Source organism: Mesorhizobium sp. M2E.F.Ca.ET.209.01.1.1, from assembly GCF_004010375.2.
GTDB lineage: Bacteria > Pseudomonadota > Alphaproteobacteria > Rhizobiales > Rhizobiaceae > Mesorhizobium.
This window is the reverse complement of record NZ_SADP02000004.1, coordinates 232,263-258,523: the sequence shown is the minus strand read 5'-3', so window position 1 is coordinate 258,523 and position 26,261 is coordinate 232,263. Positions and strand designations below refer to the sequence as shown.

The window sequence follows — 26,261 nt, the reverse complement described above, 5'->3', positions numbered from 1 at the left end:
ATCAGGCCGGGGATTGCGCCGGCCCAAGGCCGGTCAAAAGATCATCAAGCTCCTCGATCTGGTCTTCCGAGAAGACACGGATACCATTTTCCTCGAGCAGCGCTGTGGTCGTGCCTTGGCCAGCCACGCGGGTCCCTGAAAAGCTCCCGTCATAAATGAAGCTGCTGCCACAGGACGGGCTGCCATCCGTCAATACGGCATAGCGGCATCCGGTTTCGCGGGCGAGGTCGAGCGCCAGTTGCCCGGCTTGGCGGTAAAGGTGGGTGACATCGCTGCCGGTTTGCTCGATCACTCTGCCCTGGCCCTGCAGGACCGCATGGCCGTCGCCCGCGCCCTGGATTTCCGCCGGCGGACGCGGCGTCGAAAAACCTGCCGCAACCTCTGGACAGATCTGCACGATCCGGCCTTCCGACTGCCACCGCGACAGTACGGGATGGTGGTCGAGCCGAAACGAGCCGTTGTAGCGCACCTTGCTGCCGAGCAGGCAGGCCGAGACAAGCACCCTCTCCATATCGGCTCCTCCCTTGGCGAGGGCTCAGTGATTGACCGGCAGGTCAAGTTCGGCGGCAAGTGCCTCCAGTGCGTCGCCAAGCACCGCGATAATCTCACCGATCTGTTCGCGGGTTGTGATCAAAGGCGGGCAGACCATGAAATTATCACTTACCGGCCCGCCGCGCACGCGCCGCGAGTAGATGATGAGTCCACGCTCGAAGGCCAGATCGATGAGCCGCAAATTGGCGTTGAGATTTTGTGGCAATGGCGTCCGGGCCAAGGGGTCGGCGTAGAGCTCCGCACCCATGAACAGGCCCTTGCCTCGCACGTCGGCAATGAAAGGAAAGCGACCCGACAGCGCTTCGAGTTCGCCCCTCAGCACTTCGCCCATGACGGCGGAATTCTCGACCAGGCCAAGGCGGTCGACTTCGCCGAGAACGGCAACGCCGGCCGCGCAGGCGACGGGATTGCCGCCATAGGTGTGGCCATGCAAGAAGCCACCCGTAGCAACGACCGGCCCGACGATCCTCTCTGTCGCGGCAAGCGCCCCCAAGGGCGCATAGCCGGAACTCATCCCTTTCGACAGCGCAACGATATCCGGCCGGCAGCGCCAATGATCGCCGCCCAGGAACTTGCCTGTGCGTCCGATGCCGGTCATGACCTCGTCGTGGATCAGCAGGATACCGTAGCGGTCGCAGATCTCGCGGATCCGGGCAAAATAGCTGTCGGGCGGCACCAGCGCGGCGGTCGCCGCGCCGCCAATCGGCTCCATGATGAAGGCGAGCACGCTTTCGGGCCCTTCCTCCAGAATTTTTTCCTCAAGCATATCGGCGTAGCGGACGCCGCGCTCTTCCAGCGACAGATTATCTTGGTCGCGATGAACAAACGGGGCCGGCACCAACGGCATCGGCCGTCCAAGCGGGTCGAATGTCTTGGTGAGGACATCGTCGCCGGTAACGGCAAGCGTGCCGAGCGTGATGCCGTGATAGGAGGGCATGCGACCGATGATTTTCCAGCGCTTGTCCTGGCCCGTCGCGACCGCCCATTGCCGCGCGAGCTTGAGGCAGGCCTCGACCGCTTCGGAACCGCCGGAAACGAGATAAATGCGGTCGAGCCCGTTCGGAAGCCGATCGGCCAAGTCCCGCGCCAGCGCGACGGCCTGTTCGTTCTCGAATTGGAAGATGTAGGCGAAACTGACGCGGTCGAGCTGCCGCTTCATCGCGTCGATGACGTTGCGATTGCCGTGACCGATATTGACGTTGACCGCGCCGCTCGATCCGTCGATGTAGCGGCGGCCGCTCTTGTCCCACAGATAGATGCCGTCGGCGCGATCCACCATCGGCTGGGGCCGCCTTGTGAAGTGGAAAAGGTTCGGCCGGCTGCTGGTTTCGATGGATTGCACAGCGCTCATTCGCCCCTCGCGTCGCGGCCAAGATAGCGGTCGAGAACATTTTTGGTCACGCGTTCGACCATCGCGTCCTGCCTTAGCAGGCCGGCGACCCATTCGCAGCTTCCGGCATGGAAGACCTCGCCCTTGCCGCGCGGGAAATTGACGATCATGCCGTTGCCGCGCTTGACCTTGTCGAGATTAGCGTCGCTGGCCTCGCCGAACAGAGTCTCGGCGGTGAAGCGGCCGTCCTCGTCGGTAAGGAACTGATCCTCGATCGGGATATCGGCGCTTTCCTCGACTTGGCTCGCCATGCCGACCGCCAGCACCTGCAGGCCATCCGGCGCGCCGCTCTCCGCGGTCGGGTAGGGCAGGCCGCCGCGGATCTCGAAATCGAGGCCGTCGACCTCGTAGCCATAGACATGGCTGTCGGCGCCGAGCAGGTCGCCGTAATAGATGCCGGTGCCGGCGAAGGCCCAGTGCTCGGGACGGTAGACCGGGAAGCCGCGCACGCCGCGCGGCGCGCAGCCGCCCCAACCGGCATAGACGCCGCGCGTCGCATTGAGGCCGAAGGTGGCGCTGCCAGGGCGGCCGATCTCGGGCGCTTCCCAGGAGTTGGTGGCGCGGGTGACGTCACCGCCGCGATAGGCAGGGTCCTGCGCGCGCGCCTTGTATTTGTAGCAGACCTGGCGGCGGCCCTCGTCCTCCAGCCTCGTCTGCCACATGAAATTGCCGGCGAAGCGCGCCGCATGTCCACCGCGCTCGACATAGTTGTCGACGGCGTCGCGCATCTCCCAGGTCCAGTATTCGTCATGGCCGACGAAGACGACGCAGTCGTAACCGTCGAGGATTTCGGGCGAAAAATGCAGCTCGTGCTGGCTGGCGAGATCGACCTGATAGCCGGCGCGCTCGGCGAAGCGGAAGAAGTGGCTGTCATAGCTTGCCCAGCCGGAGGAGGCGTATTTCTTCGAATGCCCGGTGGCAAAAGCCCATTCCATGTGCGGATAGCGCGGCACGGTCTTCGGCGGCACGGCGACTTCGAGCGGCACGCGCGGCGCGTCCTTTGGCAGCACGACGAAGCCGCGGCACCAGGGGCGCTGCGTAGACACCATCGTCGCGTACTGATCGCGGTTCGAGCCGGTGATGCCCTGATAGTGATTCGAGCCGCCCCAGGTGTTGTAGGCAAGCCAGGTGCCGGTCGCGGCGACCTGCAGCAGCCGGCCCGGCTTGCGGCCGGGCCTGGGCGCGACGATGAAGAGATGGTGGCTGCGGATCGGGTTGCCGTCGCGGCCCTCGGCCGAGAGCGTCACGCGATAGGCGCCCGACGGCCAATCGTCGCCGACACGGAATTCGAACGACCCTTCCCAGCCGCAGCCTTCGACCGAGCATTGGTCGGGCGTGTCCTGCCAGCGCGCCGACAGGCCCGATCCCTCGAAGACCTTGGTTTCGCTGTCGCCGTCGCGGATGACGGCAAGGCTGAATTGCGGCGCCGTCGAACTGACGAAAAGCATGACTATCTCGCCCGGACGGTAGGAAAACCGGTCGCTGTAGCCCCAGATCTCACCGCGCTCACCATCCATCCCCGGCCATTCGTAATAATGGCCGCGCACCGCCTCGCGGCGCTGCTCGGGCGTCAGCCCGAAATCGGGAAATTCGGTGGGCAATTGCGTCAAGGAACACCTGAGATCACGAAGCCGTTATTGAGACCATCGGCCGGCCAAGCGTCAAATGGAAACCATCGGGCCAGCCGCCACCTGCGCTTGGCGATATCCGGCAAACGGACTATTCAGCTTCAGGCGATGTTTAAACGCCGGGAGCCGACATGCTGCGGGTACAAAAGGTCAAGGTCGACGACATCTACGTGCCGACGGCGCGGCGCAAGACGCTGCATCCCGAAACCGTGCGCCATCTCGCCGAGGACATCCTCGAGAACGGCATGAAGACTCCGATCCAGGTGCGCCATGACGGCAAGCGCCACATCCTGGTCGAGGGGCTGCACCGGCTCGAAGCCGCGAAATGGCTGGGCGAGACCATGATCGACGCGTATCTCGTGCAGGCCAAGCGGCACTGATTTCTCTGATTCAAGAAGCCTTGGCCCTTCGCGGCTGGCGCAGGTGCCTGACGCCGCTCATTTCGACAAATTTCGTCGCCGTGTCCCAGAGGTAGTCGCCATAAAGGAACGGCTCGAAGAGCTCGGCGCCCTCGAGCGGCAGCGGCGCGATCTCGGCGTCGACGCGTGGCTCGTAGAAGAACGGAATCGAGAAGCGCGCCTGTTTGGGCGCGATCACCCGATGCCTGGTCGCGCGCACCCGGCCGGCGGTCCAGCGCTCGAGCAGCTGGCCGAAATTGACGGCGAGCGTGTTGTCCGCCGGCGGCACGTCGATCCACTCGCCGGCAAGGTTTTTTGCCTGCAGGCCTTCGACGCCGTCCTGCGCCAGCAAGGTGACGAAACCGGAATCGGCATGCTCGCGGCCAATGATGGTCCGCATCTCGCCCTTGTGCATCACGGAGAAGTCGGGGCCGCTGAGGTCGATGCCGCTGTTTGGATCGCGCAGCGGATAGCGGATCAGGCGCAATGTGGAGATGCCGCCCTCGAAATCCCTGTCGAAAATTGTCTCGGTCAGCCCAAGGCCGCGCGCGACCGAGCGCAGCAGCGCGTTGCCGACCGTCTCCATCGCCTTGTAGTAACCAGCGGCTGCCTGGCGCCAGCCGGGCAGGACGCTTTCGGGCGGCAGAGGCGTGTCCTCGCAGAGCGGATCGCCGACATCAAGCCCTGAGGGCGCGGTGCGCACCTCGGCGATGTCCGGCCCCATATCGATGCCTTCCTTATAGGACACGGCGCCCGGCTGAAGTGGAAACCAGCCGCGATAGACATTTTGTTTGGTGCGGTCGAAATTCCAGCGCAGCAGCTTCTGCTTTTCAGCCTCGGGCAGCGAAAAGATCGCAAACAGCCGCGCCCGGTTCTGCGGCGTCAGCCAGTCGGCGCCGGGAAAGTCGCGGATCGCCATGAAGCCGATGCCCGACGCCGCGGCCATGATCCTCAAGTCGGTCTGGTCGCGGGCTGGTGAGGGCGGACCGAACAAGGGTGCGATCACTATCGTGTCGATGTCGGCCATCGTCTTCCTCATCCCGTCGGACGCTGTAAGCAGGGCGTGGCGGCCGGCGATTGTCAATCGCAGGCCAGGACGCGTCGTTGGGCCACCCGTATCAGCGCAGGCGATCGCATCCCATCAATGTTTTTTGTTTGACCCTCTCATGCCGGTCACTACCTTGCCGGCATTCCTCGAAACGGGTGTCAGTGATGACGAAATATCAGGGCGGGTGCCTGTGCGGCGCGGTGCGTTACAGAGCCGAGGTCGCGCCGATCAACGAACGCGTCTGCCATTGCCGGATCTGCCAGAAAGCGATCGGCGCGGCCTTCAACGCCCGCCTGCTCTTCCGCATCGACGACGTGACCATCGAAGGGCCGGTGGCGACGATCAACTCCACGCCGGACCTCAAGCGCGGCTTCTGCCCGGCTTGCGGCACAACCCTGTTTTCGCGCCGCGATTCCAGAAACATTCTTGGCGTCACGTCCGGCTCGCTCGACGACCCGTCATTGTTCAAGCCCGACATGCATTTCTGGACCGCCTCGAAGCAGCCTTGGCTGATGCTCGACGATGGCTTGCCGCAGTATGAAGGCGCGCCGCCGGCCTAGCGTTTTACCTTCTCCCACAAGGGGAGAAGGGGAAGAGCCCTGCACAAAAATTTCATCTCCGGTGCACGAGATAGCCGGCAAAGCGTCATTGGCGGGCCATCATTGGCTGCCTATCTAAGCGCCATGCGGGCAGGCATCGAGGAGGCGACGGATGAGCGAGAGCATCAACACCCTGGACGAGCTTTTGAACGACCCGATGATCCAGCTCGTTATGGCGCGCGACCGGGTGCGCCCGGCCGAGCTTCGCCTGCTCCTGGAAAAGGCGCGCGACAGGGCCGGCGACGATTCCCGCATCGACCAGGCGTCAGTGCCGCCTGCGCATATAGTGGCAAGAAGCTGTCTGAAGCAGTGGCTGCACCGCTGAGGCTATTCCGGGAAATCAGCTCGAATAGGCGGGCAGGTAACTATAGTGACTGCGTGAATAGGCGAGCTTGAAGCCGAGCCGGTCGTAGTTGCGATAGGCCGGTCCGTCGCGGTCGGGGAGCGGCGCCTCGATATCGGCGACAAAGAGCTTCGCGCCGGCCGCAATGCCGTCGCGAACCAGCCTTTCTCCGAGCATGGCATCCAGATCGAAGCTCGGCGCCATGATGCCGGGTACCGGCGCGTCGATGCCGGTCCAGGCGGCGCCGTCCGGCCCGATGAAAAGCGAGCGCACCGCGGCGACCGCGCCGCCACGTTTCAGCATGTAGTGGCGCCAACCCTTGCGGCCGACAAGCGCGGTGAGCCAGGGCGAGGTGGGGAGCCTGTATTTGGCATCGATGAAGGAAGCCCATTCCGAAGCCGTCCTGGAGGTGACCTCCTCGACCACTGGATCGTCCACCGGGATCAGCGGATCGCCCGGGAAGAGCGGTTCGGCTGGCAGCGGCGTCGCGTCGCGATAGATGCGCTCCCAGCCGCCCTGATGCTGCAGGCCGCGCGCTTCCAGCCAGCATCTCAGCCGCGCCGGCTCGGTGTGCGGACTCGTGTAGAACCAGGGACGCCTGATGCCGGCATCGCGGTAATGCGCGAGCAACGCGTCGAGCTGGTCTTCCGTCGCCGGCCCATCGACGCCGATATTCTTCACGCAGTTGAAATGGATGAACGGGATCGTCGTGCAGGTGGTCCAGACCAGATCGCCGTCGCTCGCGATCGACAGCCCTTGGCGTGCCGCAAAATCGGCGGGCACCGCCTGGTAAAGGTCGAGCCATGCCGTGACTTCGGCGCGCTCGATGGCGCGGCTCATATCGCGCGATACCTCCTCGATCGCGATTTCCGGGACATGGGTTTCCGGCGGCATGACGGGCTCGAGTTCCGAGAGGGCGGCGGTCGACATAGCATGCTCCTCCGATATGCCTTACAGTGTAAGATTAGCAGAGGATAATATGAGGCAGCCTGTTGTCAAGCAGGATTAGCGGCACCTTACAAATCCGTGAGTTGGAATCACGCTATCGTGAGGCTAAGCCTCTCCAGAGGGGCTTTCGAGGACGATTCACTTTTGCCTCGGCAAGGATCGAGGCGCAGGGAAAAGGGTTGAGATGACCGACGTCTGCACTCAAGGACTGGACACCGGCTTTGTCGGCCTGGGCTATGCCAAAGTGGCGTTCCTGGGCATCGTGCAAGGCATCACCGAATTGCTGCCGATCTCGTCGACGGCGCATATGCGGATCGTGCCGGCGGTGCTTGGCTGGCAGGATCCCGGATCGGCCTTCTCGGCCGCCATGCAGCTCGCGGCGCTGGCGGCAGTGGTCAGCTATTTCTGGAGCGATGTCAGGGACGTGCTCTTCGGATCGATCTCGGCGATCGCGCGCCGCGATTTCGGCGACCGCCATTTCCGCCTGGCGATCAGCATCGTGCTTGCCACCGTACCGATCGTCATTGCGGGCCTTGCGCTTTCCGGCGTGCTCAACGCCTGCAACTCGCCGCTGCGCGGGCTCGCCGTCATCGGCTGGGCCTGTATTGCCATGGCGATCCTTTTGGCGCTCGCCGAAATTTTCGCCAGCCATAAGCTGATGCTGCGCCAGGCTTCGATCCTCGATGCGCTCTTGGTTGGCGTCGCCCAGGTCGGCGCGCTCATCCCCGGTGTCTCACGCTCGGGCTCGACGCTGACTGCAGCGATGGGCTTGGGCTTCGCCCGGCCGGAGGCGGCGCGCCTCTCCTTCCTGCTCGGCTTGCCGGCAATCGCGCTCGCCGGCCTCAAGGAGCTCTATGAACTGCACAAGGTGCATCTCGATGCACATGGCTGGTCGATCCTCGCCGTCGGCCTGATCGTCGCCTCCATCTCGGCCTTTTTCGCCATATGGGGGCTGATGCGGGTGCTCGAACGCTTCTCCGCCTGGCCGTTCGTCATCTATCGCGGCCTGCTTGGCGTGGTGCTGCTGATCAGCGTGGCGACCGGTTGGCTCACCTGACGCAATCCAGGAAATCCGCGCAGCGGCTTCCGTCCTGAATTCGCGCAAAAAGCAAAGAGTTAGAGGTCTCGACCGAATCCGCTATATCGACGCTGACCCTCGGGGGCGCTGATGGATCTTGTGACTCTGCTGCAATCGATTCCTTTGCTGGCCACGCTGGTGAAATCGGCGGTGCCCGCCGCCGTTGGCGCCGGCATGGGCGTCGGCCAATGGCTGGCGGCGCTGCCGCCCTGTCACAACCAGACTTTCGAGAACGCGACCTATCTGGTCTGCGAGGCCGATCCGAAGCATTTTTCCATCGAGCTGTTCTGGAAGAACAAGGATGGCGAGCTCTACCGGTCGTTGCACAATCTGCGCAAAGCACAGCAAGCGGCGGGGCGCAGCATGCTGTTCGGCATCAATGCCGGCATGTATCACCCGAACCTCGCGCCGGTTGGGCTTTACGTCGAGCGCGGCGAGCAGGTCACGCCGGCGAAGACCGGATCGGGAACCGGCAATTTCTCCATGCAGCCAAACGGCATCTTCTATCTCAGCGCCGGCAAGGCAGGTGTTCGCGCGACCAAGGACTATCTGAAGCGTCCGCCGCGCGTGGATTACGCCACGCAGTCCGGGCCGATGCTGGTCATCGACGGCAAGCTGCATCCGAAATTCCATGCGGACGGCACCTCGCGCAAGATACGCGACGGCGTGGGCGTGCGCGCCGATGGCGTCGCGGTCTTCGCGATCTCGGACGACGTCGTGACCTTCCACGAATTCGCGCGGCTGTTCCGCGACCAGCTCGGCTGTCCGAACGCGCTCTTCCTCGACGGCTCGATTTCGAGCCTCTATGCGCCAGGCATCGGCCGCAACGACGATTTCTGGAATCTCGGGCCGATGATCGGCGTGTTCAGGCGCTGACCAGGGAACGCCAGGCAGCCGGACGGCGAATCGCCCGGCCGGACCAAAAGTAAATTTTGATTCAAACTTTGTTGGTAATTTCTCATTAGGAATGGAGTTTCCGGCGGCGCCGTTCCTGCCTTCGGTCTGTTTTGTTTTGCGTACAGGTCAAAGATGCGGATTTTTGGCGTCGTCAGTTTCATGCTCGCATCGCTTTGCCTTGCCGGCTGCTCGTCGACAGCTGGAGTCGATGCCCTGCAACTGCCGTCGAGCGAGACGACCAGTTCGGTCGTGCGGCCGAGCGCGCCGGTGTCGAAAGGCGTGAGGACCGCCGTGACGGAAAAAACCGTCGAGACGGCCTCGATGTCGGGCGCGACGCGTTTCACGCCGCCGGCGCCGCTGCTCGACGAGGACAATGCCAGTTCGGACGCTGACGCTGGCGACGAGAACTCGCGCCCCTTCGGCCTTGCCGAGGAGGAGACCGCGAACTTCCCGGCGACCGATCTCCCGGACAGCGTCGAGCCGCCGGTGCAGGAGGCAGCGCTCGTCTCGCCGCCGAAGCGGCTGTCGCGCGCCGCGCCCGCCATGCTCGCCAGCCCGGTCACGCGCTACGCCTTCCGCGACGCCAAGCCGATCAATTTCGGCCGTTCCTCGCCGCGCCATCTCGCCGTGCACGGCGTCGACGTCTCGCGCTGGCAGGGTAACATCAACTGGGAAAAGCTGCGCGCCCAGGGCGCCAACTTCGCCTATATCAAGGCGACCGATGGCGGCGACCATCTCGATCCGATGTTCATGAAGAACTGGCGCAACGCCGACGCCGCCGGGCTGAAGCGCGGCGCCTATCATTTCTTCTACTGGTGCCGCACCGCCGGCGAGCAGGCCGACTGGTTCATCCGCAACGTGCCGAAGGTCGACGGCGCGCTGCCACCGGTGATCGACGTCGAGTGGAACGGCGAATCCTCCTGCAGGCGCAAGCCCTCGCGCGAAAAGGTGCTGGAAAAGATGCAGGTGTTCATGGACAAGCTGGAGCGCCATTACGGCCAGCGTCCCATCATCTACACCAGCCCCGACTTCTACCGCGACAACCTGCGCGGCGCCTTCCTGGACTACCCGTTCTGGCTCCGGGCCGTTGCGGCGCACCCGTCAAAAGTCTATCCGGGCCGCAAATGGCTGTTCTGGCAGTATTCGGGCTCCGGCCTGTCGCATGGCGTGACAGGCCGCATCGACCTCAACGTCTTCCGTGGCGATGAGCGGCAATGGCGCGCCTTGCTGGGCGGTGGCGGGCAGATGATGGCCGACGCGGACTGAGGCGCATCCGATCGCCTCGGCTACCTCCGGGGCAGAATTCGCGACTCCGTCATTGTCACATAGCCGAGCACGGCCATGAAGGTTGCGAAATAGGCGACAATGGCGGTGACGACGATTAGGCTCTCTGTAGGCATTTCCATCTCCTCGGAAAGAACAGCCGAGGAAACACCGGGAACGATGGGCTTTGCCTTGATCTGGATCATGCGATCGATCGATTGGATCGCCTGGCCGCGGTGCCGTGCTTAGCAGGTGACCAGATCCGTGTGACCGAAACCCTTCGAGTAGTCGAGCACGGAGATCACTGTCGGCATCACGCGGAAGATACGGACCTGGTCCGGCGTCGGCATCGGACCGGGCATCGAGGTCTGCGGCGGATATTTCATCGGCAGCATGCGCAGAACCTTCTCGGCCTCGGCCTTGTCGGTGACCGGCTGCGCCCGCGCCGCCATGGAAAGTCCGGTGATCTCCATCACCTGCGGCGCGTCGTGGTCGATGGTCAGCGACAGACGATTGTCTCGCGCGATATTGGCCGCCTTCTGGCTATCCAGTCCGCAGAGGAAGTAGAGGGTGAGGCCGTCATTGACATAGCCGACGGTCGTCGCCTGCGGCCAGCCATCCGGCCTCAGCGTAGCAACCGTCATGATCCGATGCTGATCCAGCAGTGTCTGGATCTTGTTTTTGATCTCCTGTTCCATCTTCGCCTCCGAAGTCATGCTGACGGCGCGACAGTAGAGGATGGGGAAAGCGTAGCATTGACGCATGTCAACCTGGCCTCGGATTCCCGGCCCTTCGCCATCCGCGTTTCTCGCCACGTCGCTTCGCTCAACCTTAGCTTATCGCGCCTCTGCCTTTTCGCGCTCGCGGATATCCGCCGTCTGGGCCAGCACCCAGTCGCGAAAAACCTTGATCTTGGGTGTGTTGCGGCGGCTTTCCAGATGCACCAGCCAATAGCCGTCGCCGTCGGACCCAAGGACATCGAAGGGCTGGATCAGCTGACCCTTGGCCAGCAGGGCGCTGTAGATGTTGCGGGTAAGGATCGCGGCGCCGCGGTCGGTCAGCGCAGCCATCGCATCATAAGCCTGCGAGCCGAGCGCGGGTCCGGCAATCATGCGTTCGGGCTCGAAGGGGGCGCCGGCCGCTTCGAACCAGACTTTCCACCACGGATCATCGGCGCAGCATAGCGGCACTTTGTAGAGATCCTCGGGGCGGTGGATGCCGCCGACGCTCTCCGCGAGCTTCGGGCTGAGCATCGGCGTATAGTCCGCCTTGAACAGATAATGCGCGGTCAGGCCCGGCCAGTTTCCGGTGCCGGTTCGGATCCCGACATCCATGTCCTCGCGCGAGAAATCGACCAGCCGGGGCGATGTATTCACCTTCACCGCAAGGTCGGGATGCATCAACTGGAATGTTCCCAGCCATACGGCCAGCCAGTTCGTCGCGAAGGTTTCCATCGTCGTCACGGAGAGCACGCCGGTGGCACCGCCCTTGGTGGCGACCCAGGCATCGGCCAGCGATGAGAATGCGTCCGTCGCGTGCGGCGCCAATTGCTGCCCGGCTTCGGTCAGCGCGATCTGCCTTGTTTTTCTTATGAAAAGCGGCGTTCCGGCGCGTTCTTCCAGCACCTTGATCTGGTAGCTCGCGGCCGACTGGGTCATGCCGAGCTCCTCGGCCGCCTTGGTGAAGCTGCCCAGCCTGGCTGCGGCTTCAAAGACCCGGATGGCCCCTAAGGGCGGTAGCTCCCAACTCATGACGCATCAATCCTCCTGATGCATACTACGCGACGTTCGATTGGAAACCAAGGCCGGAAAACGGCATGCTTTGTCCATCGGATCGAACCTGAAAGGACAGGGCAATGACCACCTTCTACAACACGCTTCGCCGTCCGCTGCTCGACCTCATCGCCGCGCCGTTCAAGCCGCGCCGCCGCGGCCAGCTCGACCGCCGGTCACTGTCGGACCATTTCCTGCGCGACATCGGCGTGCTGGATGGGCACGTGCCGCCCGGCAGCATTCGCTGAGCAAGCACTTCGACCAGCCCTGGAGGAAAGATGAATCAACTGTCGGAAGCTCTGGCAAAGAGCCAGCAAACGATCACTGCCTATGAAGACTACGCGGATCGCTACGATGCCATCGTGCGACATGTTCCCAATGCAGAGAGCAGGCATCGCTGAAGCGCCTCGTGGCGATCGGCGGCAAAGACGGCCGGATTCTGGAAGTCGGGTCGGGCGCGGGATACGACGCGGACTTCCTGGAGGGTCTGGGCGTCAAGGTTCGCCGCACCGACGCGACGAAGCGGTTCCTCGAGCTGCAGGCCGCGCGCGGCAAGCACGGCGAGCTTCTCGATCTCCTCACCGATGATCTCGGCGGCCCCTATGACGCAGTGCTGGCGCTCGCCGTCCTGATCCACGTGCCGCGCGACCAGATCGACCACGTGCTTGCCAAGATCGCTGGCGCGCTGCGGCCGGGCGGCGCGCTTCTGGTGTCGATGCGCAATGGCGACGGCGAGACAGACGGCAACTATCATACCGTGCTGTGGCGCAGGGACGATTTCGCGGAGCGTATTGAGAGCACCGGACTGGTACTTTTGCGGGACGATTTCAACGTCGGCCGCAATAGCGAGGAATGGAATACGTTTCTGGCGGTTAGGCCGGCGTGATTAGCGCGCCTCCCTTCTCCCACAGGCGGAGTAGGGAAGGGCGCGCTTACGCCTCGTTGATCATCGCCTGGATGTTGTAGCCGTCGGGATCGAGCACGAAGCAGGCATAGTAATTCGGGCCATAGCCCGGCCGTGGCCCCGTCGCGCCGTTGTCGGTGGCGCCAGCTTCGAGCGCGGCGCGATGGAACACATCGACCTCGGCCTTGCTCTTCACCCGGAAGGCGACATGCAGACGGGTGAGCGGCGGCTTCTCGCCCGTGCTCTGGATCTCGAACAGGCAGCCATTGCCGACATTGAAGGCCCAGAAGACGCCTTTCTTGCCGAAGGCGAGACTGTAGTTCAGCGGCGAAAAAGCCTGTTCGTAGAAGAGCTTGCTCTTAGCGAGGTTGCTGACTTCGATGGTGATGTGGCCGATCATGGCATGAACGTAATCGAAGCTAGTTTAGAGTTCGCTGAGTTTTGTCCCGCGCGCGCCCCCGTCAACTATCTGGTCCAGGGCCGCCTTCTTCCACACGATGCCCAGTTCCGATATCGCGTCCTGCGCAGCACTGTTGGCCATGTTGGTCTCTAAACGTCCCGAGTACACGCCAACAAAATTGGTCACGGTCCCGAAAACAGTCGAGTCGTCCAATATTCCATTTGGAGCCCACACTCCGCTTCGACTCACTAACACTGGAGCTCCCGACATACCTCCGGCGGTTCTGCAATCGATAAGAAATCTGGGTAATTGTGAGTAGTCCACCCGAGGATCGGATGCGACACTGCCCCTTTTATAAAGCGGCAGAACTCCATCACCAGACGACAGACCCCAAGGATATCCAAGTACGAACGCATCGGCCATAGGTTCTGGCTGATAGTCAGTCTGAAGGTCCTTTTCTTCGTCCAAAAAGCTGAATGTAGCTAAGTTTGTCAAATTATCATCATTCGGTATTCGAATGACAGCAATGTCAACCTTGTATTGATGGCTCGGGTGTTCAAGCCAAAGTGGTTTTTCTCCTTCGGAGTCGTTTATTGAAATTGTATGCTCAATCTTCTGAGAAAGCCGAAACGAATCCGGTCCGATATTTCGATGAAGTCTGAGGCGCAATTTAACCGGCACCGCTCCTGTTTGGCTAAATTTCGGTGCAAATGGTGATCTGCCTGTGACTACATGCCAATTAGTCACCAGATAAAGCCACCGAGCGTCGCGCTTGTAGAAAAAGGAAGTGCCTTGACAGACCGGAACGTCGCGGTCTGTCAAAGCTTCAACTGGGGCCGTTACGAAGGAATACTGACTCATAAGAAGCTTTAAGGGCACCAGGTCCTGGTGCCCTTCGTAGATTTCCTCAGCTGCACCCGCTCGTCGAGCCACACGTGTCGCACTTCTCGCAGGTGCCGTTCCGCACCATGGTGAAGTTGTGGCACTCGGAGCATTCGTTGCCGGTGTAGCCTTGCAGCAGCGACTGCTGGCGGCGGGTGGCGGCTAGCTTCTTCGCCTCGGCCGCTTCGTTGGCTGCGGCGTCGGTGAAGAGCGCCTCGGCGCCGCCGGCGGCCTCGGCTTCCTCTTCCACCATGTCCTCGGCCAGTTCCCGGGCGCGCTCCTCATAGTCGCGCTTGTAGGCGAGCGCCTCGTCGCTGGCCGGCTTCAACGCCAGCACGTTGGAGCCTGCAAAAGCGGTCGGCGCGGCGCGGGCAGGGGCCGGCGTCGAAGTTGAGCCGCCAAAGCCCTTGGGCTCGCTGCCGATGCCCGACACCAGCTTCACAGGCGAGGCGCCGCGATAGAGGCCCTTGGAGAAGGGCGTCGCCTTGCCTTCGGTGATGCCGCGGCCGAGCGCCGTCTTGTCGAAATCCGACTGATCGACATGGGCGAGGTCGTGGCGGCCGAGATAGGAGACGGCGAGCTCGCGGAACACGTAGTCGAGGATCGACGTGGCGTTCTTGATCGCGTCGTTGCCCTGCACCATGCCGGCCGGCTCGAACTTGGTGAAGGTGAAGGCCTCGACATATTCGTCGAGCGGCACGCCATATTGCAGGCCGAGCGAGATGGCGATGGCGAAGTTGTTCATCATCGCGCGGAAGGCAGCGCCCTCCTTGTGCATGTCGATGAAGATCTCGCCGAGACGTCCGTCATCGAACTCGCCGGTGCGCAGATACACCTTGTGGCCGCCGACGACGGCCTTCTGCGTGTAGCCCTTGCGGCGGTTCGGCAGTTTCTCGCGGTCGCGGTAGAGCCGCTCGATGACGCGCTCGACGATCTTCTCCGTCACCTGCACGGCGCGCTGCGCCGCCGGTGCCGCGACCAGCTGTTCGACCGCCTCGTCCTCATCCTCCTCGCCATCGGCGAGCAGCGAGGCATTAAGCGGCTGCGACAGCTTCGAGCCGTCGCGATAGAGGGCGTTGGCCTTCAGCGCCAGCTTCCAGGACAGCATGTAGGCGCTCTTGGCATCCTCGACCGTCGCCTCGTTCGGCATGTTGATGGTCTTGGAGATGGCGCCCGAGATGAAGGGCTGCGCCGCCGCCATCATCAGGATGTGGCTCTGGATGGAGAGCGAGCGCTTGCCGATCTTGCCGCAGGGGCTGGCGCAGTCGAACACCGGCAGGTGCTCGGCCTTGAGGAAGGGCGCGCCTTCCAGCGTCATCGCACCGCAGACATGGATGTTGGCGGCGTCGATGTCCTTCTTGGAGAAGCCCAGCGCCGGCAGCATCTCGAAGGAGACGTCGCTGAGCTGCTCGTCGGTGAAGCCGAGCGTCTCCTTCACCCAGTCGGCGCCCAGCGTCCACTGGTTGAACACGAACTTGATGTCGAAGGCCGACTTCAGCGCCGCATTCAGCGCCGCGATCTTCTCGTCGGTGAAGCCCTTGGCCTTCAGCGAGGGCGGGTTGATGCCGGGCGCCTGGTTGAGGTTGCCGTGCCCGACGGCGTACGCCTCGATCTCGGCGATCTGGCTTTCGGAATAGCCCAGCGTGCGCAGCGCTTCCGGCACGGCGCGGTTGATGATCTTGAAGTAGCCGCCGCCGGCGAGCTTCTTGAACTTCACCAGGGCGAAATCGGGCTCGATGCCGGTGGTGTCGCAATCCATGACGAGGCCGATCGTGCCGGTCGGCGCGATCACGGTCGCCTGCGCGTTGCGGTAGCCGTGCTCCTCGCCGAGCTCGATGGCGCGGTCCCAGGCGGCGCGGGCATGCTCTGCCAGCGCCTGCTGCTTCAGGTCGGAGGCGACGAGAGGCACCGGATTGACGGCGAGTTTTTCGTAGCCGTCCTTGTCGCCATAAGCGGCGCGGCGGTGGTTGCGCATGACGCGCAGCATGTTCTGGGCGTTGCGGTCATAGTCCGGGAAGGCGCCGAGCTCGGAAGCCATCTCGGCCGAGGTCGAATAGGCGACGCCGGTCATGATGGCGGTAAGTGCTGCGCAGATCGCGCGGCCCTCGTCGGAGTCGTAGGGAATGCCCGAGGTCATCAGCAGGCCGCCGATATTGGCGTAGCCGAGGCCGAGCGTGCGGTAGTCGTAGGAGAGCTTGGCGATCTCCTTCGACGGGAACTGCGCCATCATCACCGAGATTTCGAGCACGACGGTCCACAGCCGAACGGTGTGCTCGTAAGCGGCGATGTCGATCGTGCCGTCTTCCTTGCGGTAGGGCAGGAGGTTGATCGATGCGAGGTTGCAGGCCGTGTCGTCGAGGAACATGTATTCCGAGCACGGGTTGGAGGCCCGGATCGCACCGGCGGAAGCGCAGGTGTGCCAGTCGTTCATCGTCGTGTTGAAGTGCAGGCCGGGATCAGCCGACGCCCAGGCGGCGTAGCCGATCTTTTCCCACAGATCGCGCGCCTTCAGCGTCTTCAGCACCTTGCCGTCCTTGCGGGCGGTGAGCTGCCAGTCGCCATCGGCCTCAACGGCGCGCAGGAAATTGTCCTTCAGCGACACCGAATTGTTGGAGTTTTGGCCCGAGACAGTGAGATAGGCGTCCGAATCCCAGTCGGTGTCGTAGGTGTTGAACGACATCGAGGTGTAGCCTTGCTTGGCGAACTGGATGACGCGGTAGATGTAGTTCTCCGGCACGGCGTCTTTCTTGGCCAGCTTGATCTCGCGCTTCAGCGCGGTGTTCAGCGCCGGGTCGAAGCAGTCGTCGCCATTGCCTTCGCAATTGACGCAGGCCTTCATGATCGCTTCGAGGTGCTTCTTGACGATCTTCGAGCCGGTCACCAGCGAGGCGACCTTCTGCTCCTCATTGACCTTCCAGTCGATGAATTGCTCGATGTCGGGATGGTCGGCGTCGACGATAACCATTTTCGCGGCGCGGCGCGTCGTGCCGCCCGACTTGATGGCGCCGGCCGCGCGGTCGCCGATCTTGAGGAAGCTCATCAGGCCGGAGGAGCGGCCGCCGCCGGAAAGCTTCTCGCCTTCGCCGCGCAGCATCGAGAAGTTCGAGCCGGTGCCCGAGCCGTATTTGAACAGGCGCGCCTCGCGCACCCACAGATCCATGATGCCGCCCTCGTTAACGAGGTCGTCCTGCACGCTCTGGATGAAGCAGGCATGCGGCTGTGGATGCTCATAGGCCGACTTCGACTTGGTCAGCTTGCCGGTGAAGGGGTCGACATAGAAGTGGCCCTGGCTCGGACCGTCGATGCCATAGGCCCAGTGCAGGCCGGTGTTGAACCATTGCGGCGAGTTCGGCGCGACGCGCTGGGTGGCGAGCATATAGGCAAGCTCGTCGCGGAAGGCGCGCGCGTCCTCCTCCGACTTGAAGTAGCCGCCCTTCCAGCCCCAATAGGTCCAGGTGCCGGAGAGGCGATCGAAGACCTGGCGGGCGTCGGTTTCCGAACCGTAGCGCTCGGCCTCGGGAAGCTTGGCGAGTTCGGCCTCGTCGGCGATCGAGCGCCACAGGAAGGAGGGAACGTCGTTCTCCTCGACCTTCTTCAGCCGCGCCGGCACGCCGGCCTTGCGGAAATATTTTTGGGCCAGGATGTCGGCGGCGACCTGGCTGAACTGCGCCGGCACATCAATGTTGTCGAGGCGGAACACCACCGAGCCGTCGGGATTCTTGATCTCGGACAAAGCCTTGCGGAATTCGATCTCCGCATAAGCTGACTGGTCTGGCTTGGTGAAGCGACGCTCGATGCGCATTGGTCCGGTCCCTTTGTGTCTATATATAGCGCCTTTCCCCAGGGATTTCTGCCCCACATGGCGAAAAGCGCAGTCCGCCGTTTGCCGGCATCACAGGCGACGCCGACATTCTCCTCGTCGCGGGCGCCATCATGCAGACAAGCAAACGCCTTTCCAGGCGCTTACCCAGGTTGCCGGCCGACCCACGGGTCCCTCAAGACTGAAACTTTTGTCGATTCCCTCCGCAAAGGGAGGTTCACATTATCTAGCGCCGAGCCTGCCTGCAAACACTAAATATAGTGTTAACAGATCATTTTTTCCAGGCCGACAATTCTCCCTTTCGCCCACCCAAACCCCAATGATCCCAACGCTTCCGCCGGCCTCGTGAACAGGCGGAAATTCGGGCAAAACGCACAAAATCCGGGAAAAAAGACCGGCCTCGAAACTCTCCGGTCACGCCCGCAACAGGAGCGCATGGCCTATAAAAAGCGACTCGTTTCGACCCGTCAAGGATTCGTTTTTGTAGGTTTTGTGACCCCAACATCTTGTGTGTCACATATGTGGATAACGGGGACATGCGAAGCCCGGGTCCCCGGGCACTTGACGCGGTTTGTCAGGCTGCCGCGAAGCGTGTCGGCCAGCGGCTTTTCATTTTAGCTGGCTTGCACTATCTGTTGCGTTTGCGCGGGGGGGCGCGTCTTGTCAACGCCAAAAGCATCCGCTACGCCCCGCTCATGTCAGTAACCGTACGTTTCGCCCCCTCGCCGACCGGCCGCATCCATATCGGCAATGCGCGCACCGCGCTGTTCAACTGGCTTTTCGCCATGAACAACAAGGGCCGTTTCATCCAGCGCTTCGACGACACCGACATTGCCCGCTCGAAGCAGGAATATGCTGATTCCATTCTTTATGACCTGCACTGGCTGGGCATCTTCCCGGACGTCACCGAGTACCAGTCGCGCCGCTTCGAGATCTATGACGCGGCGGTCGAGCGGCTGAAGGCGGCGCGGGTGCTCTATGCCTGCTACGAGACCCCGGAAGAGCTCGATCTGCGCCGCAAGGTGCGTCGCACGCGCGGCCTGCCGCCGGTCTATGGCCGCGAGGCGCTGACGCTGACTCCGGAGCAGGTGGCCGAATACCAGTCGGACGGGCGCAAGCCGCACTGGCGCTTCCTTTTGCCCAATTTCACCAGCGATCCGCTGCAGCCGGAGCGCACGGACGTGCATTGGAACGACCTGGTGCGCGGCGAGGAGACGGTCGATCTCGCCTCGCTGTCGGACCCCGTCCTGGTGCGCGAGGACGGCACCTATCTCTATACGCTGCCTTCGGTGGTCGACGATATCGAGATGGGCGTCAGCCATGTCATCCGCGGCGACGACCATGTCACCAATACCGGCGTGCAGATCGCGATCTTCAAGGCGCTCGGCGCCGAGCCGCCGGTCTTCGGCCACCACAATCTGCTCACCACGACCACGGGCGAGGGGCTGTCGAAGCGCACCGGCGCGCTGTCGATCGAGAGCCTGCGCGAGGATGGCATCGAGCCGATGGCGGTCGCCTCGCTGGCGGTGCTCGTCGGCACCTCGGAAAATGTCACGGCGGCGCATGACCTCGCCGAGCTTGCCGGCCATTTCGACCCGGCGGCGACCTCCAAGTCCGCCTCCAAGTTCGATCCGGACGAGCTTTTCGTACTCAACCGCGCGCTGATGCATCACATGCCGTTCGAGGAAGCGCGCGACCGGCTGATGGTGCTGGGCATTTCCGGTGACAAGGCCGAGGCGTTCTGGCTGGCGGTGCGCGGCAATCTCGACCGCCTGTCGGACGCGGTCGGCTGGTGGCGAATCCTGAGCGAAGGCCCGCAGGAGCCGGCCGAGTTTTCCGCCGAGGACCGCGATTTCCTCAATCAAGCGTTCGACGTGCTGCCAGAGGAGCCCTGGAACGGCACGGTCTGGAAGGACTGGACAGGCAAGATCAAGGAAACGACGGGGCGCAAGGGCAAGCCGCTGTTCATGCCGCTGCGGCTGGCGCTCACGGGGCGGACTTCGGGGCCGGAGCTTTCAGATCTATTGCCGCTGATGGGTCGGGAAGGAACGCTGGCCCGACGACCCTGACCTTGCGCTGATCCGGCGGAAGCGCCGAGACCGGCGACACCGGCACCTTGGTGGTCAGCCGCTTGATCGCGTCCAGGTCGAGCCCGCCTTCGGCATTGGCGAGCGTTTCGGGATCGGCGCCCGGATCGGGCTTGTTCGCCGGCACCGGGATGAAGGGTGTCACTCCGCCCTCCGGCTGCGACTGTTCGGGATTGGGCGGGTTGCCGCCGATGATCGTGAAATTGCCGGCCTGCGCGTTGCAACCGCAACTCGGCGGCCGCGAATAATTGGCCTGCTTGTAGAGATAGGCGGTCGGCAGCGAGGCGTAGGGCTGGCCGGTGACCGAGGAGGTCATCGACCCGGAGTCGTCGTCCATTCCGCGCGAATAGAAGACCTGCATCTCGGTGCCCGGACAGCTCGATTCGCAATTCTTCTGGTCCCGTTCGAAATCGCCGACGGAGGCGGCGTTGGACATCGGGAAGAAATAGCCGTCGCAGGTGCGCACGCACATGGTGTGGAACTCGCCGCCCAGTCGCGGCAGGTCCATGCCGTCGGGCTGGTTGATGACGCGGCGGATGTTGCGCACACTCGGATCATCAAGCGGCACGCCCGCAGCGTCTGGCACATCAGGGGCATCGGGTGTTTCGAGCTGCTCGTCCTGGCGGCCGAAAAGCTGCTCGAAAAGATTGCCGCCGCCATCGTCGCGGGAAGCCTCCTGAAGCGGCGCGCGTCGCGGCGCGATCTCGTCGTCGCGGCAGTTATTGGCGTCAAGCGCCGCCAGGATACGGCCGCGGTCGCGCCGCGTGCCGCCGGCGGAAAGCCGCTCGCGCTTGGCCTGAAGCGTGTCGAGATTGGCGTTCATGCGCTCTATCGAGGCATTGATCGCCGCGCATTGGCTGACATTGCGCGAAAACAGCGTGAAGCCGCAACCAGCATCGCTTGCCCGGCCGCGGGCTCTTGCCAACTGCTCGCGCTGGCGCGCGATGGCGTCATCATATTTGCGGACGAGGCCCGGCCCTCCGCCACCACCGCGCGTCGCGGCGAGTTCGGCTTCGAGCTGCCTGCAGGTGCGCGAGGCCGCCTGGGATTGATCGACGGCGAAGGCTGAACCCTCAAGCGCTGCGAGCAGCGCCACAAGGTGGGTCAGCTTCAGCCCTCCGCCATTCATGTGCCCAAACTCAGCTCACCAGTCTGTCTGGATGCTACCGGATTCGCGGTTAATCGTTCCCTCAAATTTACAGCCAAAGACGGTCCAGGCCCAGATTGGCCTCACCGATGTTCTGACAAAGCGGCGAGCGCAGTCTCGCGCTGCATGGAAGTTGCACAAAGGAGGTGCAAAAAAGACGTAGTCGACTCTGAAAATCTCCCGGTCCAGCAAGGCCGGAGCCAGTCATTGACCCCGATCACCCGTCGAGCCGCACTGCAGTTCGGCCTTCTGTGTCTGGCGATGCCGCCGGCCATGGCCGGGAAGAAGTCCATCGCGCCGGAATGGCAGTCGAGACTGGTCGATGCAGCACGTCGCCAGATCGGCGTCACGACCATCTACGATCCCACCTACACCCGCATCGGATACCCGGGCGGCGATGAGGCGCAGGACCGGGGCGTGTGCACGGATGTCGTGATCCGCTCCTATCGCCGCGCCTTTCGCCTCGACCTGCAAAGGCTGGTGCATGAGGACATGGCGGCCAATTTCGCCGCTTATCCGAAGGCTTGGGGCATGAAATCGACAGATACTAACATCGACCACCGCCGCGTGCCCAATCTCGCCGTGTTCTTTGAGCGGCGAGGCGCTTCCCTGGCCGTCAGCGAGGATCCCGCCGACTACCTGCCGGGTGATCTCGTCACACAGATGCTGCCTGGCAACCTGACGCATATCGCCATCATCTCATCCAACCGCTCGACCGAGGCGCCGGAGCGGCCGCTGGTCATTCACAATATCGGCCAGGGCGCCCGCGAAGAGGACACTCTTTACGTCTTCAGGCGGACGGGGCATTTCCGCTTCGCGCCAACCTGAGCAACATAGTCAGATCGGAGCGAGCGCCTGCGCCTTGTGCGCCGCCTCGACGACGGCCAGCGCGGTCATGTTGACCACGCCGCGCGAGGTCACCGACGGCGTCAATATATGCGCGGGCTTGTCGGTGCCGAGCAGGATCGGCCCGACATGCAGCGCGTCCATCATGGCGCGCAGCGCTGTCAGCGTGATGTTGGCCGAATCGAGATTCGGGAAGACCAGCAAATTGGCCTCGCCCTTCAGCCGCGAATGCGGATAGACGCGCTGGCGCAGATGCTCCGACAGCGCGGTATCGGCATGCATCTCGCCGTCGCACTGCAGGTCGGGCGCGATGCGCGCCAGGATCGCCGCGGCCTGCCGCATCTTGAGCGCGCTCGGCGCGTCGCGCGAACCGAAATCCGAGAAGGAGAGCAGGGCGGCCTTGGGTTCCATGCCGAAACGCCTGATCTGCTCCGTCGCGAGAACGGTCATCTCCGCGATCTCCTCGGCCGTGGGATCGATGGAGACATAGGTGTCGGTGAGAAAGATGATGCCTCGCTGCGAAATCAGCATGGAGAGCGTCGACAGATCGCGGTCCTTGACGCCGGCGCGCGGCCCGATGATCAGCGAGACATTGCGCAAATGCCGCTCGAAGCGACCTTCGAGCCCGCATATCATGGCATCCGCATCGCCACGCTTCAGCGCGAGCGCCGCGATCACCGTATTGTTGGTGCGCACCATGGTGCGGGCGGCTTCCGTCGTCACGCCGCGCCGGCCGGCGAGCTCGATCAGCAGATCGACATAGTGGCGGTAGCGGGGATCGTCCTCGGGATTGATCAGGCCGAAATCGACGCCCGGCCTGATGCGCAGCCCGTAGCGTTTCAGGCGAACCTCGATGACATGCGGGCGGCCGATCAGGATCGGCTCGGCGATGCCTTCCTCCAGCACCACTTGTGCCGCGCGCAGCACGCGCTCGTCCTCGCCTTCGGCGTAGATGACGCGCTTGGCGCTCGACGCCTTTGCGGATGAGAACACCGGCTTCATCACCAGGCCGGAGCGGAAGACGAAGCGGTTGAGCTTGTCGATATAGGCGGCGAAGTCGGCGATCGGCCGCGTCGCGACGCCGCTGTCGCAGGCAGCCTTTGCCACCGCCGGCGCGATGCGCAAGATAAGGCGCGGATCGAAGGGCGAGGGGATCAGGAAATCGGGACCGAATATCGGCGTCTCGCCGGAATAGGCACGTGCCGCGACATCGGAAGGCTCCTCGCGGGCAAGGGCGGCGATCGCCCGCACGGCCGCCATCTTCATCTCCTCATTGATGGCGCTGGCGCCGCAATCGAGCGCGCCGCGGAAGATGTAAGGAAAGCACAGCACATTGTTGACTTGATTGGGAAAATCGGAGCGGCCGGTGCAGATCATGGCGTCCGGCCGGGCCGCACGCGCCACTTCCGGCATGATCTCGGGATTGGGATTGGCCAAAGCCAGGATCAGCGGCTTCGGCGCCATATGCTGCAAAAGCTCGGGCTTCAGCACGCCGGCGGCGGAGAGGCCGAGAAAGACGTCGGCGCCGGGAATGACATCGGCCAGTGTGCGCGCCTCGGTGTCCTTCACATAAGGGTCCTTCCAGCGATCCATCTCCTCGACGCGGCCCTTGTAGGCGACGCCGAAACGGTCGGTGACCCAGATGTTTTCCACCTTGGCGCCAAGCGAGACCAGAAGGTTGAGGCAGGCAAGCGCGGCGGCGCCCGCGCCGGAGGTGACGATCTTGATGTCGGAAATCGTCTTGCCGGCCAGTTCCAGCCCGTTGAGCACCGCGGCGGCGACGATGATCGCGGTGCCATGCTGGTCGTCGTGGAAAACCGGGATGCCCATACGGGCCTTCAGCTGCTCCTCGACCTCGAAGCATTCCGGCGCCTTGATGTCCTCCAGATTGATGCCGCCGAAGGTTGGCTCGAGCGCGGCCACCGTCTCGACCATGCGCTCGATCTCAGGCGCGTCGATCTCGATGTCGAAGACGTCGATGCCGGCGAATTTCTTGAACAGCACCGCCTTGCCTTCCATCACCGGCTTGGAGGCGAGCGGACCGATATTGCCGAGCCCAAGCACAGCGGAACCGTTGGAGACGACGCCGACAAGATTGGCGCGCGCGGTGTAGTCGGCCGCGGTGGCCGGATCGTCGCGGATCTCTAGGCAGGGCGCAGCCACGCCCGGCGAATAGGCCAGCGCCAGGTCGCGCTGGTTGCCGAGCGGCTTCGTCGCCTGGATCTCGAGCTTTCCCGGCGTTGGATACTTGTGGAAGAAGAGGGCGGCCTCGTCGAGGTCCGACCGAGCCGGTTTCTTGTTCTCGCCGTCCATTGCGGCCCCTCCCTGCGATACTGGTTTGGAGCCTTTTAGCATGCGCTCGCGATTTTTCGCGACCGCAAATCGCAGGCTCCGGCTTCACAATGCCGGAGCGGAAATAATCTACCGATTCCAGCTGGTTGGCTGGGGAGCTTCAGGCGATGCTCAGAACGCGCTGACGTAGAGGCCGCCATCGACCGGGATGTTCTGGCCGGTCAGGTAGCCGGCATGGACCGAACAGAGGAAGGCGCAGATCTGGCCGAATTCCTCCGGCGTGCCGAGACGTTTTGCCGGCACGTCGGCGCTGATGCGGGCCTTGCGCGCGGCGGCCGCGGCCGGGTCTTCCGGGCTGCCTGCCTCATGCGGGCCGCGCAGGCGGTCGGTGTCGAGCTTGCCGGGCAGCAGGCTGTTGATGGTGACGTTGCGGTCGATCACCGTGCGCGCCACGCCGGCCAGAAACGACGTCAGGCCGGCACGCGCGCCGGAAGACAGGTCGAGGCCGGGAATCGGCACATAGACCGACAGCGAGGTGATGTTGACGATGCGGCCGAAACCGCGCTTGGCCATGCCGTCGATCACTGCCTGGATGAGCTCGATGGGCGTGACCATGTTCTGCGTCACGCCCTCAAGGATCTTGGCGCGATCAAGCTCGCGGAAATCGCGCAGCGGCGGGCCGCCATTGTTGTTGACCAGGATGTCCGGGTCGGGGCAGGCGGCAAGCAGCGCCTTCTGCACCTCGGGCTTCGACACGTCGCCGGCAACTTCGATCACCTTGACGCCGAATTTATCGCGGATCTCTTGCGCGGTCTTGGCCAGAAGCTCGGCGTTGCGGCCGTTGACGACAAGGTCGGCACCGCCCTCGGCCAGCGCCATGGCGCAACCTTTTCCAAGTCCCTTGCTTGAGGCGCAGACGATGGCCTTCTTGCCGCGAATGCCGAGATCCATGGTGATTTCCTCCTGAATACGTTGCGCGCAAGCTAGCGCCTGGGCTGGACCAACCGCAACCGTCATACGGTTGTTGCATGAATCGGGGCATAGGCACGCAAAGCAAAGGGTAAAATCGCGATGTCAGCCCCAGAGCCCCGCACTTTCCGCGCCCTGTTCATTTCCGACGTGCATCTTGGCTCGAAAGCGGCCAAGGCCGATTTCCTGATCGACTTCCTGCGCTATCACGACGCCGAGATCATTTATCTGGTCGGCGATATCGTCGACGGCTGGCGGCTGCGGCGCAGCTGGCACTGGCCGCAGAGTCACAATGACGTCGTGCAGAAGCTGCTGCGCAAGGCGCGCAAGGGCGCCTCGATCACCTATATCGCTGGCAATCACGACGAATTCGCGCGCCAATTCCAGGGCGTGCATTTCGGCGGCATCGTCGTTGCCGACCGCGCCATCCACGAAACCGCCGACAGCCGGCGCCTGCTGGTCATCCATGGCGACCAGTTCGACACGGTGGTGCACAACCAGCGCTGGCTCGCCTATCTCGGCGACTATGCCTATGACACGGCGATGCTGATCAACCGGGTGGTGACCAAGCTGCGCCATCTGCTCGGCCTGCCTTACTGGTCGTTCTCGTCCTGGGCCAAGGTCAAGGTGAAGAAGGCGGTGAACTTCATCGGCTCGTTCCAGACGGTGCTTTCGGAAGAGGCGCGGCGTTCCCATGTCGACGGCGTGATCTGCGGCCACATCCATCATGCCGCCATCGAGAACTATGGTGAGGTGCAGTACATCAACACCGGCGACTGGGTGGAAAGCTGCACGGCGGTTGTCGAGCACTTCGACGGCCGCATGGAAATCCTGACCTGGGCGCATGTGCTGCCCGAATCTTCCGCCGGCAAGGATGTGCTGGTGCCGGTCGACATCATCGACCTCAAGGGCAGGGCGGCGCAGGCGGCCTGAACGCACCTGCCCCGTTGCTTGACCGGTTCGGCCCGTAACCGTGGACCACAGCGGGACGGCTTAGT

24 protein-coding genes and 1 pseudogene are annotated in these 26,261 nt (G+C 63.4%); 11 read left to right on the top strand and 14 right to left on the bottom strand.

From position 1 onward, the window contains the following. Position 1: 1 nt before the first annotated feature. Genes EN852_RS10310 through EN852_RS10300 form a run of 3 tightly spaced genes read right to left on the bottom strand, consistent with a single transcriptional unit; the run spans position 2 to position 3,552 of the window. On the bottom strand, positions 2-511 hold the full coding sequence (locus EN852_RS10310; protein WP_127863779.1) for a DUF523 domain-containing protein: 510 nt from the start codon (positions 509-511) through the stop codon (positions 2-4). Positions 512-535: 24 nt separating this feature from the next. After that, positions 536-1,903 (bottom strand): aspartate aminotransferase family protein, encoded by a 1,368-nt coding sequence (locus EN852_RS10305; protein WP_127863780.1) that lies wholly within the window; start codon positions 1,901-1,903, stop codon positions 536-538. Next, entirely contained in the window at positions 1,900-3,552 is a 1,653-nt protein-coding gene (locus EN852_RS10300) for a N,N-dimethylformamidase beta subunit family domain-containing protein (protein WP_127875118.1), read from the bottom strand. Before EN852_RS10300 ends, EN852_RS10305 begins: the two co-directional genes overlap by 4 nt. A 149-nt stretch (positions 3,553-3,701) precedes the next feature. Between EN852_RS10300 and EN852_RS10295 the strand changes: the two genes are divergently transcribed. Further along, entirely contained in the window at positions 3,702-3,950 is a 249-nt protein-coding gene (locus EN852_RS10295) for a ParB N-terminal domain-containing protein (RefSeq protein WP_042644583.1), read from the top strand. 10 nt (positions 3,951-3,960) lie between these two features. On the opposite strand, the gene EN852_RS10290 is transcribed toward EN852_RS10295, so the two are convergent. Continuing rightward, complete coding sequence (locus EN852_RS10290) at positions 3,961-4,995, bottom strand: 2OG-Fe(II) oxygenase family protein (RefSeq protein WP_127875119.1); 1,035 nt, start codon at positions 4,993-4,995, stop codon at positions 3,961-3,963. 185 nt (positions 4,996-5,180) lie between these two features. Here EN852_RS10290 and EN852_RS10285 point away from each other — a divergent pair, with 185 nt between their 5' ends. Together EN852_RS10285 and EN852_RS10280 are read left to right on the top strand one after the other, a co-directional pair. After that, entirely contained in the window at positions 5,181-5,576 is a 396-nt protein-coding gene (locus EN852_RS10285; protein WP_127875120.1) for a GFA family protein, read from the top strand. Positions 5,577-5,727: 151 nt separating this feature from the next. Further along, a complete protein-coding gene (locus EN852_RS10280) occupies positions 5,728-5,940 on the top strand; it encodes a hypothetical protein (RefSeq protein WP_127875121.1) in 213 nt (70 codons plus the stop codon). Between the two features lie 15 nt (positions 5,941-5,955). Here EN852_RS10280 and EN852_RS10275 read toward each other — a convergent pair whose 3' ends face one another. After that, the gene (locus EN852_RS10275; RefSeq protein WP_127875122.1) at positions 5,956-6,888 is read right to left on the bottom strand and encodes a hypothetical protein; all 933 of its coding nucleotides are present in this window, start codon (positions 6,886-6,888) and stop codon (positions 5,956-5,958) included. 202 nt (positions 6,889-7,090) lie between these two features. On the opposite strand from EN852_RS10275, the gene EN852_RS10270 reads away from it, so the two are divergent. From EN852_RS10270 to EN852_RS10260, 3 genes are all read left to right on the top strand, one after another. Then, positions 7,091-7,963 (top strand): undecaprenyl-diphosphate phosphatase, encoded by an 873-nt coding sequence (locus EN852_RS10270; protein ID WP_127875123.1) that lies wholly within the window; start codon positions 7,091-7,093, stop codon positions 7,961-7,963. Between the two features lie 111 nt (positions 7,964-8,074). Beyond that, positions 8,075-8,860, top strand: a complete 786-nt coding sequence (locus EN852_RS10265) for a phosphodiester glycosidase family protein (protein WP_127875124.1) — start codon at positions 8,075-8,077, stop codon at positions 8,858-8,860. A 153-nt stretch (positions 8,861-9,013) separates the two neighbouring features. Then, positions 9,014-10,147, top strand: a complete 1,134-nt coding sequence (locus tag EN852_RS10260) for a GH25 family lysozyme (protein ID WP_127875125.1) — start codon at positions 9,014-9,016, stop codon at positions 10,145-10,147. 20 nt (positions 10,148-10,167) lie between these two features. On the opposite strand, the gene EN852_RS10255 is transcribed toward EN852_RS10260, so the two are convergent. The 3 genes from EN852_RS10255 to EN852_RS10245 all read right to left on the bottom strand — a co-directional run bounded on the left by EN852_RS10255 (position 10,168) and on the right by EN852_RS10245 (position 11,895). Beyond that, a complete protein-coding gene (locus EN852_RS10255) occupies positions 10,168-10,350 on the bottom strand; it encodes a hypothetical protein (RefSeq protein ID WP_127863789.1) in 183 nt (60 codons plus the stop codon). Positions 10,351-10,389: 39 nt separating this feature from the next. Further along, on the bottom strand, positions 10,390-10,842 hold the full coding sequence (locus EN852_RS10250; protein WP_127875126.1) for a pyridoxamine 5'-phosphate oxidase family protein: 453 nt from the start codon (positions 10,840-10,842) through the stop codon (positions 10,390-10,392). 138 nt (positions 10,843-10,980) lie between these two features. Beyond that, positions 10,981-11,895, bottom strand: coding sequence for a LysR substrate-binding domain-containing protein (locus EN852_RS10245; RefSeq protein ID WP_127875127.1), 915 nt, complete (start codon positions 11,893-11,895; stop codon positions 10,981-10,983). 104 nt (positions 11,896-11,999) lie between these two features. Here EN852_RS10245 and EN852_RS40795 point away from each other — a divergent pair, with 104 nt between their 5' ends. Both EN852_RS40795 and EN852_RS10240 read left to right on the top strand, forming a co-directional pair. Beyond that, positions 12,000-12,164 carry a hypothetical protein gene (locus EN852_RS40795; RefSeq protein WP_189545807.1) on the top strand — a complete coding sequence of 55 codons (165 nt, stop codon included), beginning with the start codon at positions 12,000-12,002 and terminating at the stop codon, positions 12,162-12,164. Between the two features lie 30 nt (positions 12,165-12,194). After that, a pseudogene (locus tag EN852_RS10240) lies at positions 12,195-12,802 on the top strand (class I SAM-dependent methyltransferase). A gap of 46 nt (positions 12,803-12,848) precedes the next feature. On the opposite strand, the gene EN852_RS10235 reads toward EN852_RS10240, so the two are convergent. Genes EN852_RS10235 through EN852_RS10225 form a run of 3 tightly spaced genes read right to left on the bottom strand, consistent with a single transcriptional unit; the run spans position 12,849 to position 17,904 of the window. Further along, entirely contained in the window at positions 12,849-13,220 is a 372-nt protein-coding gene (locus tag EN852_RS10235) for a VOC family protein (protein ID WP_127875128.1), read from the bottom strand. Positions 13,221-13,244: 24 nt separating this feature from the next. Next, a complete protein-coding gene (locus tag EN852_RS10230; protein WP_127875129.1) occupies positions 13,245-14,081 on the bottom strand; it encodes a serine protease in 837 nt (278 codons plus the stop codon). 46 nt (positions 14,082-14,127) lie between these two features. Further along, positions 14,128-17,904, bottom strand: coding sequence for a vitamin B12-dependent ribonucleotide reductase (locus EN852_RS10225; RefSeq protein WP_127875130.1), 3,777 nt, complete (start codon positions 17,902-17,904; stop codon positions 14,128-14,130). A gap of 713 nt (positions 17,905-18,617) precedes the next feature. Between EN852_RS10225 and gltX the strand changes: the two genes are divergently transcribed. Continuing rightward, positions 18,618-19,991 carry a glutamate--tRNA ligase gene (gltX, locus tag EN852_RS10220; RefSeq protein ID WP_127875131.1) on the top strand — a complete coding sequence of 458 codons (1,374 nt, stop codon included), beginning with the start codon at positions 18,618-18,620 and terminating at the stop codon, positions 19,989-19,991. On the opposite strand, the gene EN852_RS10215 is transcribed toward gltX, so the two are convergent. Then, the gene (locus tag EN852_RS10215; protein WP_127875132.1) at positions 19,909-21,138 is read right to left on the bottom strand and encodes a DUF2865 domain-containing protein; all 1,230 of its coding nucleotides are present in this window, start codon (positions 21,136-21,138) and stop codon (positions 19,909-19,911) included. The two genes, gltX and EN852_RS10215, sit on opposite strands and share 83 nt — an antisense overlap. Positions 21,139-21,363: 225 nt before the next feature. Between EN852_RS10215 and EN852_RS10210 the strand changes: the two genes are divergently transcribed. Further along, positions 21,364-21,984, top strand: coding sequence for a DUF1287 domain-containing protein (locus EN852_RS10210; protein ID WP_246694228.1), 621 nt, complete (start codon positions 21,364-21,366; stop codon positions 21,982-21,984). Between the two features lie 9 nt (positions 21,985-21,993). Here EN852_RS10210 and EN852_RS10205 read toward each other — a convergent pair whose 3' ends face one another. Further along, positions 21,994-24,315: an NADP-dependent malic enzyme gene (locus EN852_RS10205; RefSeq protein ID WP_127875133.1), complete on the bottom strand. Its 2,322-nt coding sequence runs from the start codon at positions 24,313-24,315 to the stop codon at positions 21,994-21,996. Positions 24,316-24,465: 150 nt separating this feature from the next. Further along, positions 24,466-25,245, bottom strand: coding sequence for an SDR family oxidoreductase (locus tag EN852_RS10200; protein ID WP_127863798.1), 780 nt, complete (start codon positions 25,243-25,245; stop codon positions 24,466-24,468). Between the two features lie 120 nt (positions 25,246-25,365). Between EN852_RS10200 and EN852_RS10195 the strand changes: the two genes are divergently transcribed. After that, positions 25,366-26,196 (top strand): UDP-2,3-diacylglucosamine diphosphatase, encoded by an 831-nt coding sequence (locus EN852_RS10195; protein ID WP_127863799.1) that lies wholly within the window; start codon positions 25,366-25,368, stop codon positions 26,194-26,196. Positions 26,197-26,261: the final 65 nt, after the last annotated feature.

What these genes read in the sequence shown, in the direction of transcription:
- EN852_RS10310 (WP_127863779.1), bottom strand. Translation starts at nt 511, where the DNA reads ATGGAGAGGGTGCTTGTCTCGGCCTGCCTGCTCGGCAGCAAGGTGCGC.
- EN852_RS10305 (WP_127863780.1), bottom strand. Translation starts at nt 1,903, where the DNA reads ATGAGCGCTGTGCAATCCATCGAAACCAGCAGCCGGCCGAACCTTTTC.
- EN852_RS10295 (WP_042644583.1), top strand. Translation starts at nt 3,702, where the DNA reads ATGCTGCGGGTACAAAAGGTCAAGGTCGACGACATCTACGTGCCGACG.
- EN852_RS10290 (WP_127875119.1), bottom strand. Translation starts at nt 4,995, where the DNA reads ATGGCCGACATCGACACGATAGTGATCGCACCCTTGTTCGGTCCGCCC.
- EN852_RS10285 (WP_127875120.1), top strand. Translation starts at nt 5,181, where the DNA reads ATGACGAAATATCAGGGCGGGTGCCTGTGCGGCGCGGTGCGTTACAGA.
- EN852_RS10280 (WP_127875121.1), top strand. Translation starts at nt 5,728, where the DNA reads ATGAGCGAGAGCATCAACACCCTGGACGAGCTTTTGAACGACCCGATG.
- EN852_RS10275 (WP_127875122.1), bottom strand. Translation starts at nt 6,888, where the DNA reads ATGTCGACCGCCGCCCTCTCGGAACTCGAGCCCGTCATGCCGCCGGAA.
- EN852_RS10270 (WP_127875123.1), top strand. Translation starts at nt 7,091, where the DNA reads ATGACCGACGTCTGCACTCAAGGACTGGACACCGGCTTTGTCGGCCTG.
- EN852_RS10265 (WP_127875124.1), top strand. Translation starts at nt 8,075, where the DNA reads ATGGATCTTGTGACTCTGCTGCAATCGATTCCTTTGCTGGCCACGCTG.
- EN852_RS10260 (WP_127875125.1), top strand. Translation starts at nt 9,014, where the DNA reads ATGCGGATTTTTGGCGTCGTCAGTTTCATGCTCGCATCGCTTTGCCTT.
- EN852_RS10255 (WP_127863789.1), bottom strand. Translation starts at nt 10,350, where the DNA reads ATGATCCAGATCAAGGCAAAGCCCATCGTTCCCGGTGTTTCCTCGGCT.
- EN852_RS10250 (WP_127875126.1), bottom strand. Translation starts at nt 10,842, where the DNA reads ATGGAACAGGAGATCAAAAACAAGATCCAGACACTGCTGGATCAGCAT.
- EN852_RS10245 (WP_127875127.1), bottom strand. Translation starts at nt 11,895, where the DNA reads ATGAGTTGGGAGCTACCGCCCTTAGGGGCCATCCGGGTCTTTGAAGCC.
- EN852_RS40795 (WP_189545807.1), top strand. Translation starts at nt 12,000, where the DNA reads ATGACCACCTTCTACAACACGCTTCGCCGTCCGCTGCTCGACCTCATC.
- EN852_RS10235 (WP_127875128.1), bottom strand. Translation starts at nt 13,220, where the DNA reads ATGATCGGCCACATCACCATCGAAGTCAGCAACCTCGCTAAGAGCAAG.
- EN852_RS10230 (WP_127875129.1), bottom strand. Translation starts at nt 14,081, where the DNA reads ATGAGTCAGTATTCCTTCGTAACGGCCCCAGTTGAAGCTTTGACAGAC.
- EN852_RS10225 (WP_127875130.1), bottom strand. Translation starts at nt 17,904, where the DNA reads ATGCGCATCGAGCGTCGCTTCACCAAGCCAGACCAGTCAGCTTATGCG.
- gltX (WP_127875131.1), top strand. Translation starts at nt 18,618, where the DNA reads ATGTCAGTAACCGTACGTTTCGCCCCCTCGCCGACCGGCCGCATCCAT.
- EN852_RS10215 (WP_127875132.1), bottom strand. Translation starts at nt 21,138, where the DNA reads ATGAATGGCGGAGGGCTGAAGCTGACCCACCTTGTGGCGCTGCTCGCA.
- EN852_RS10205 (WP_127875133.1), bottom strand. Translation starts at nt 24,315, where the DNA reads ATGGACGGCGAGAACAAGAAACCGGCTCGGTCGGACCTCGACGAGGCC.
- EN852_RS10200 (WP_127863798.1), bottom strand. Translation starts at nt 25,245, where the DNA reads ATGGATCTCGGCATTCGCGGCAAGAAGGCCATCGTCTGCGCCTCAAGC.
- EN852_RS10195 (WP_127863799.1), top strand. Translation starts at nt 25,366, where the DNA reads ATGTCAGCCCCAGAGCCCCGCACTTTCCGCGCCCTGTTCATTTCCGAC.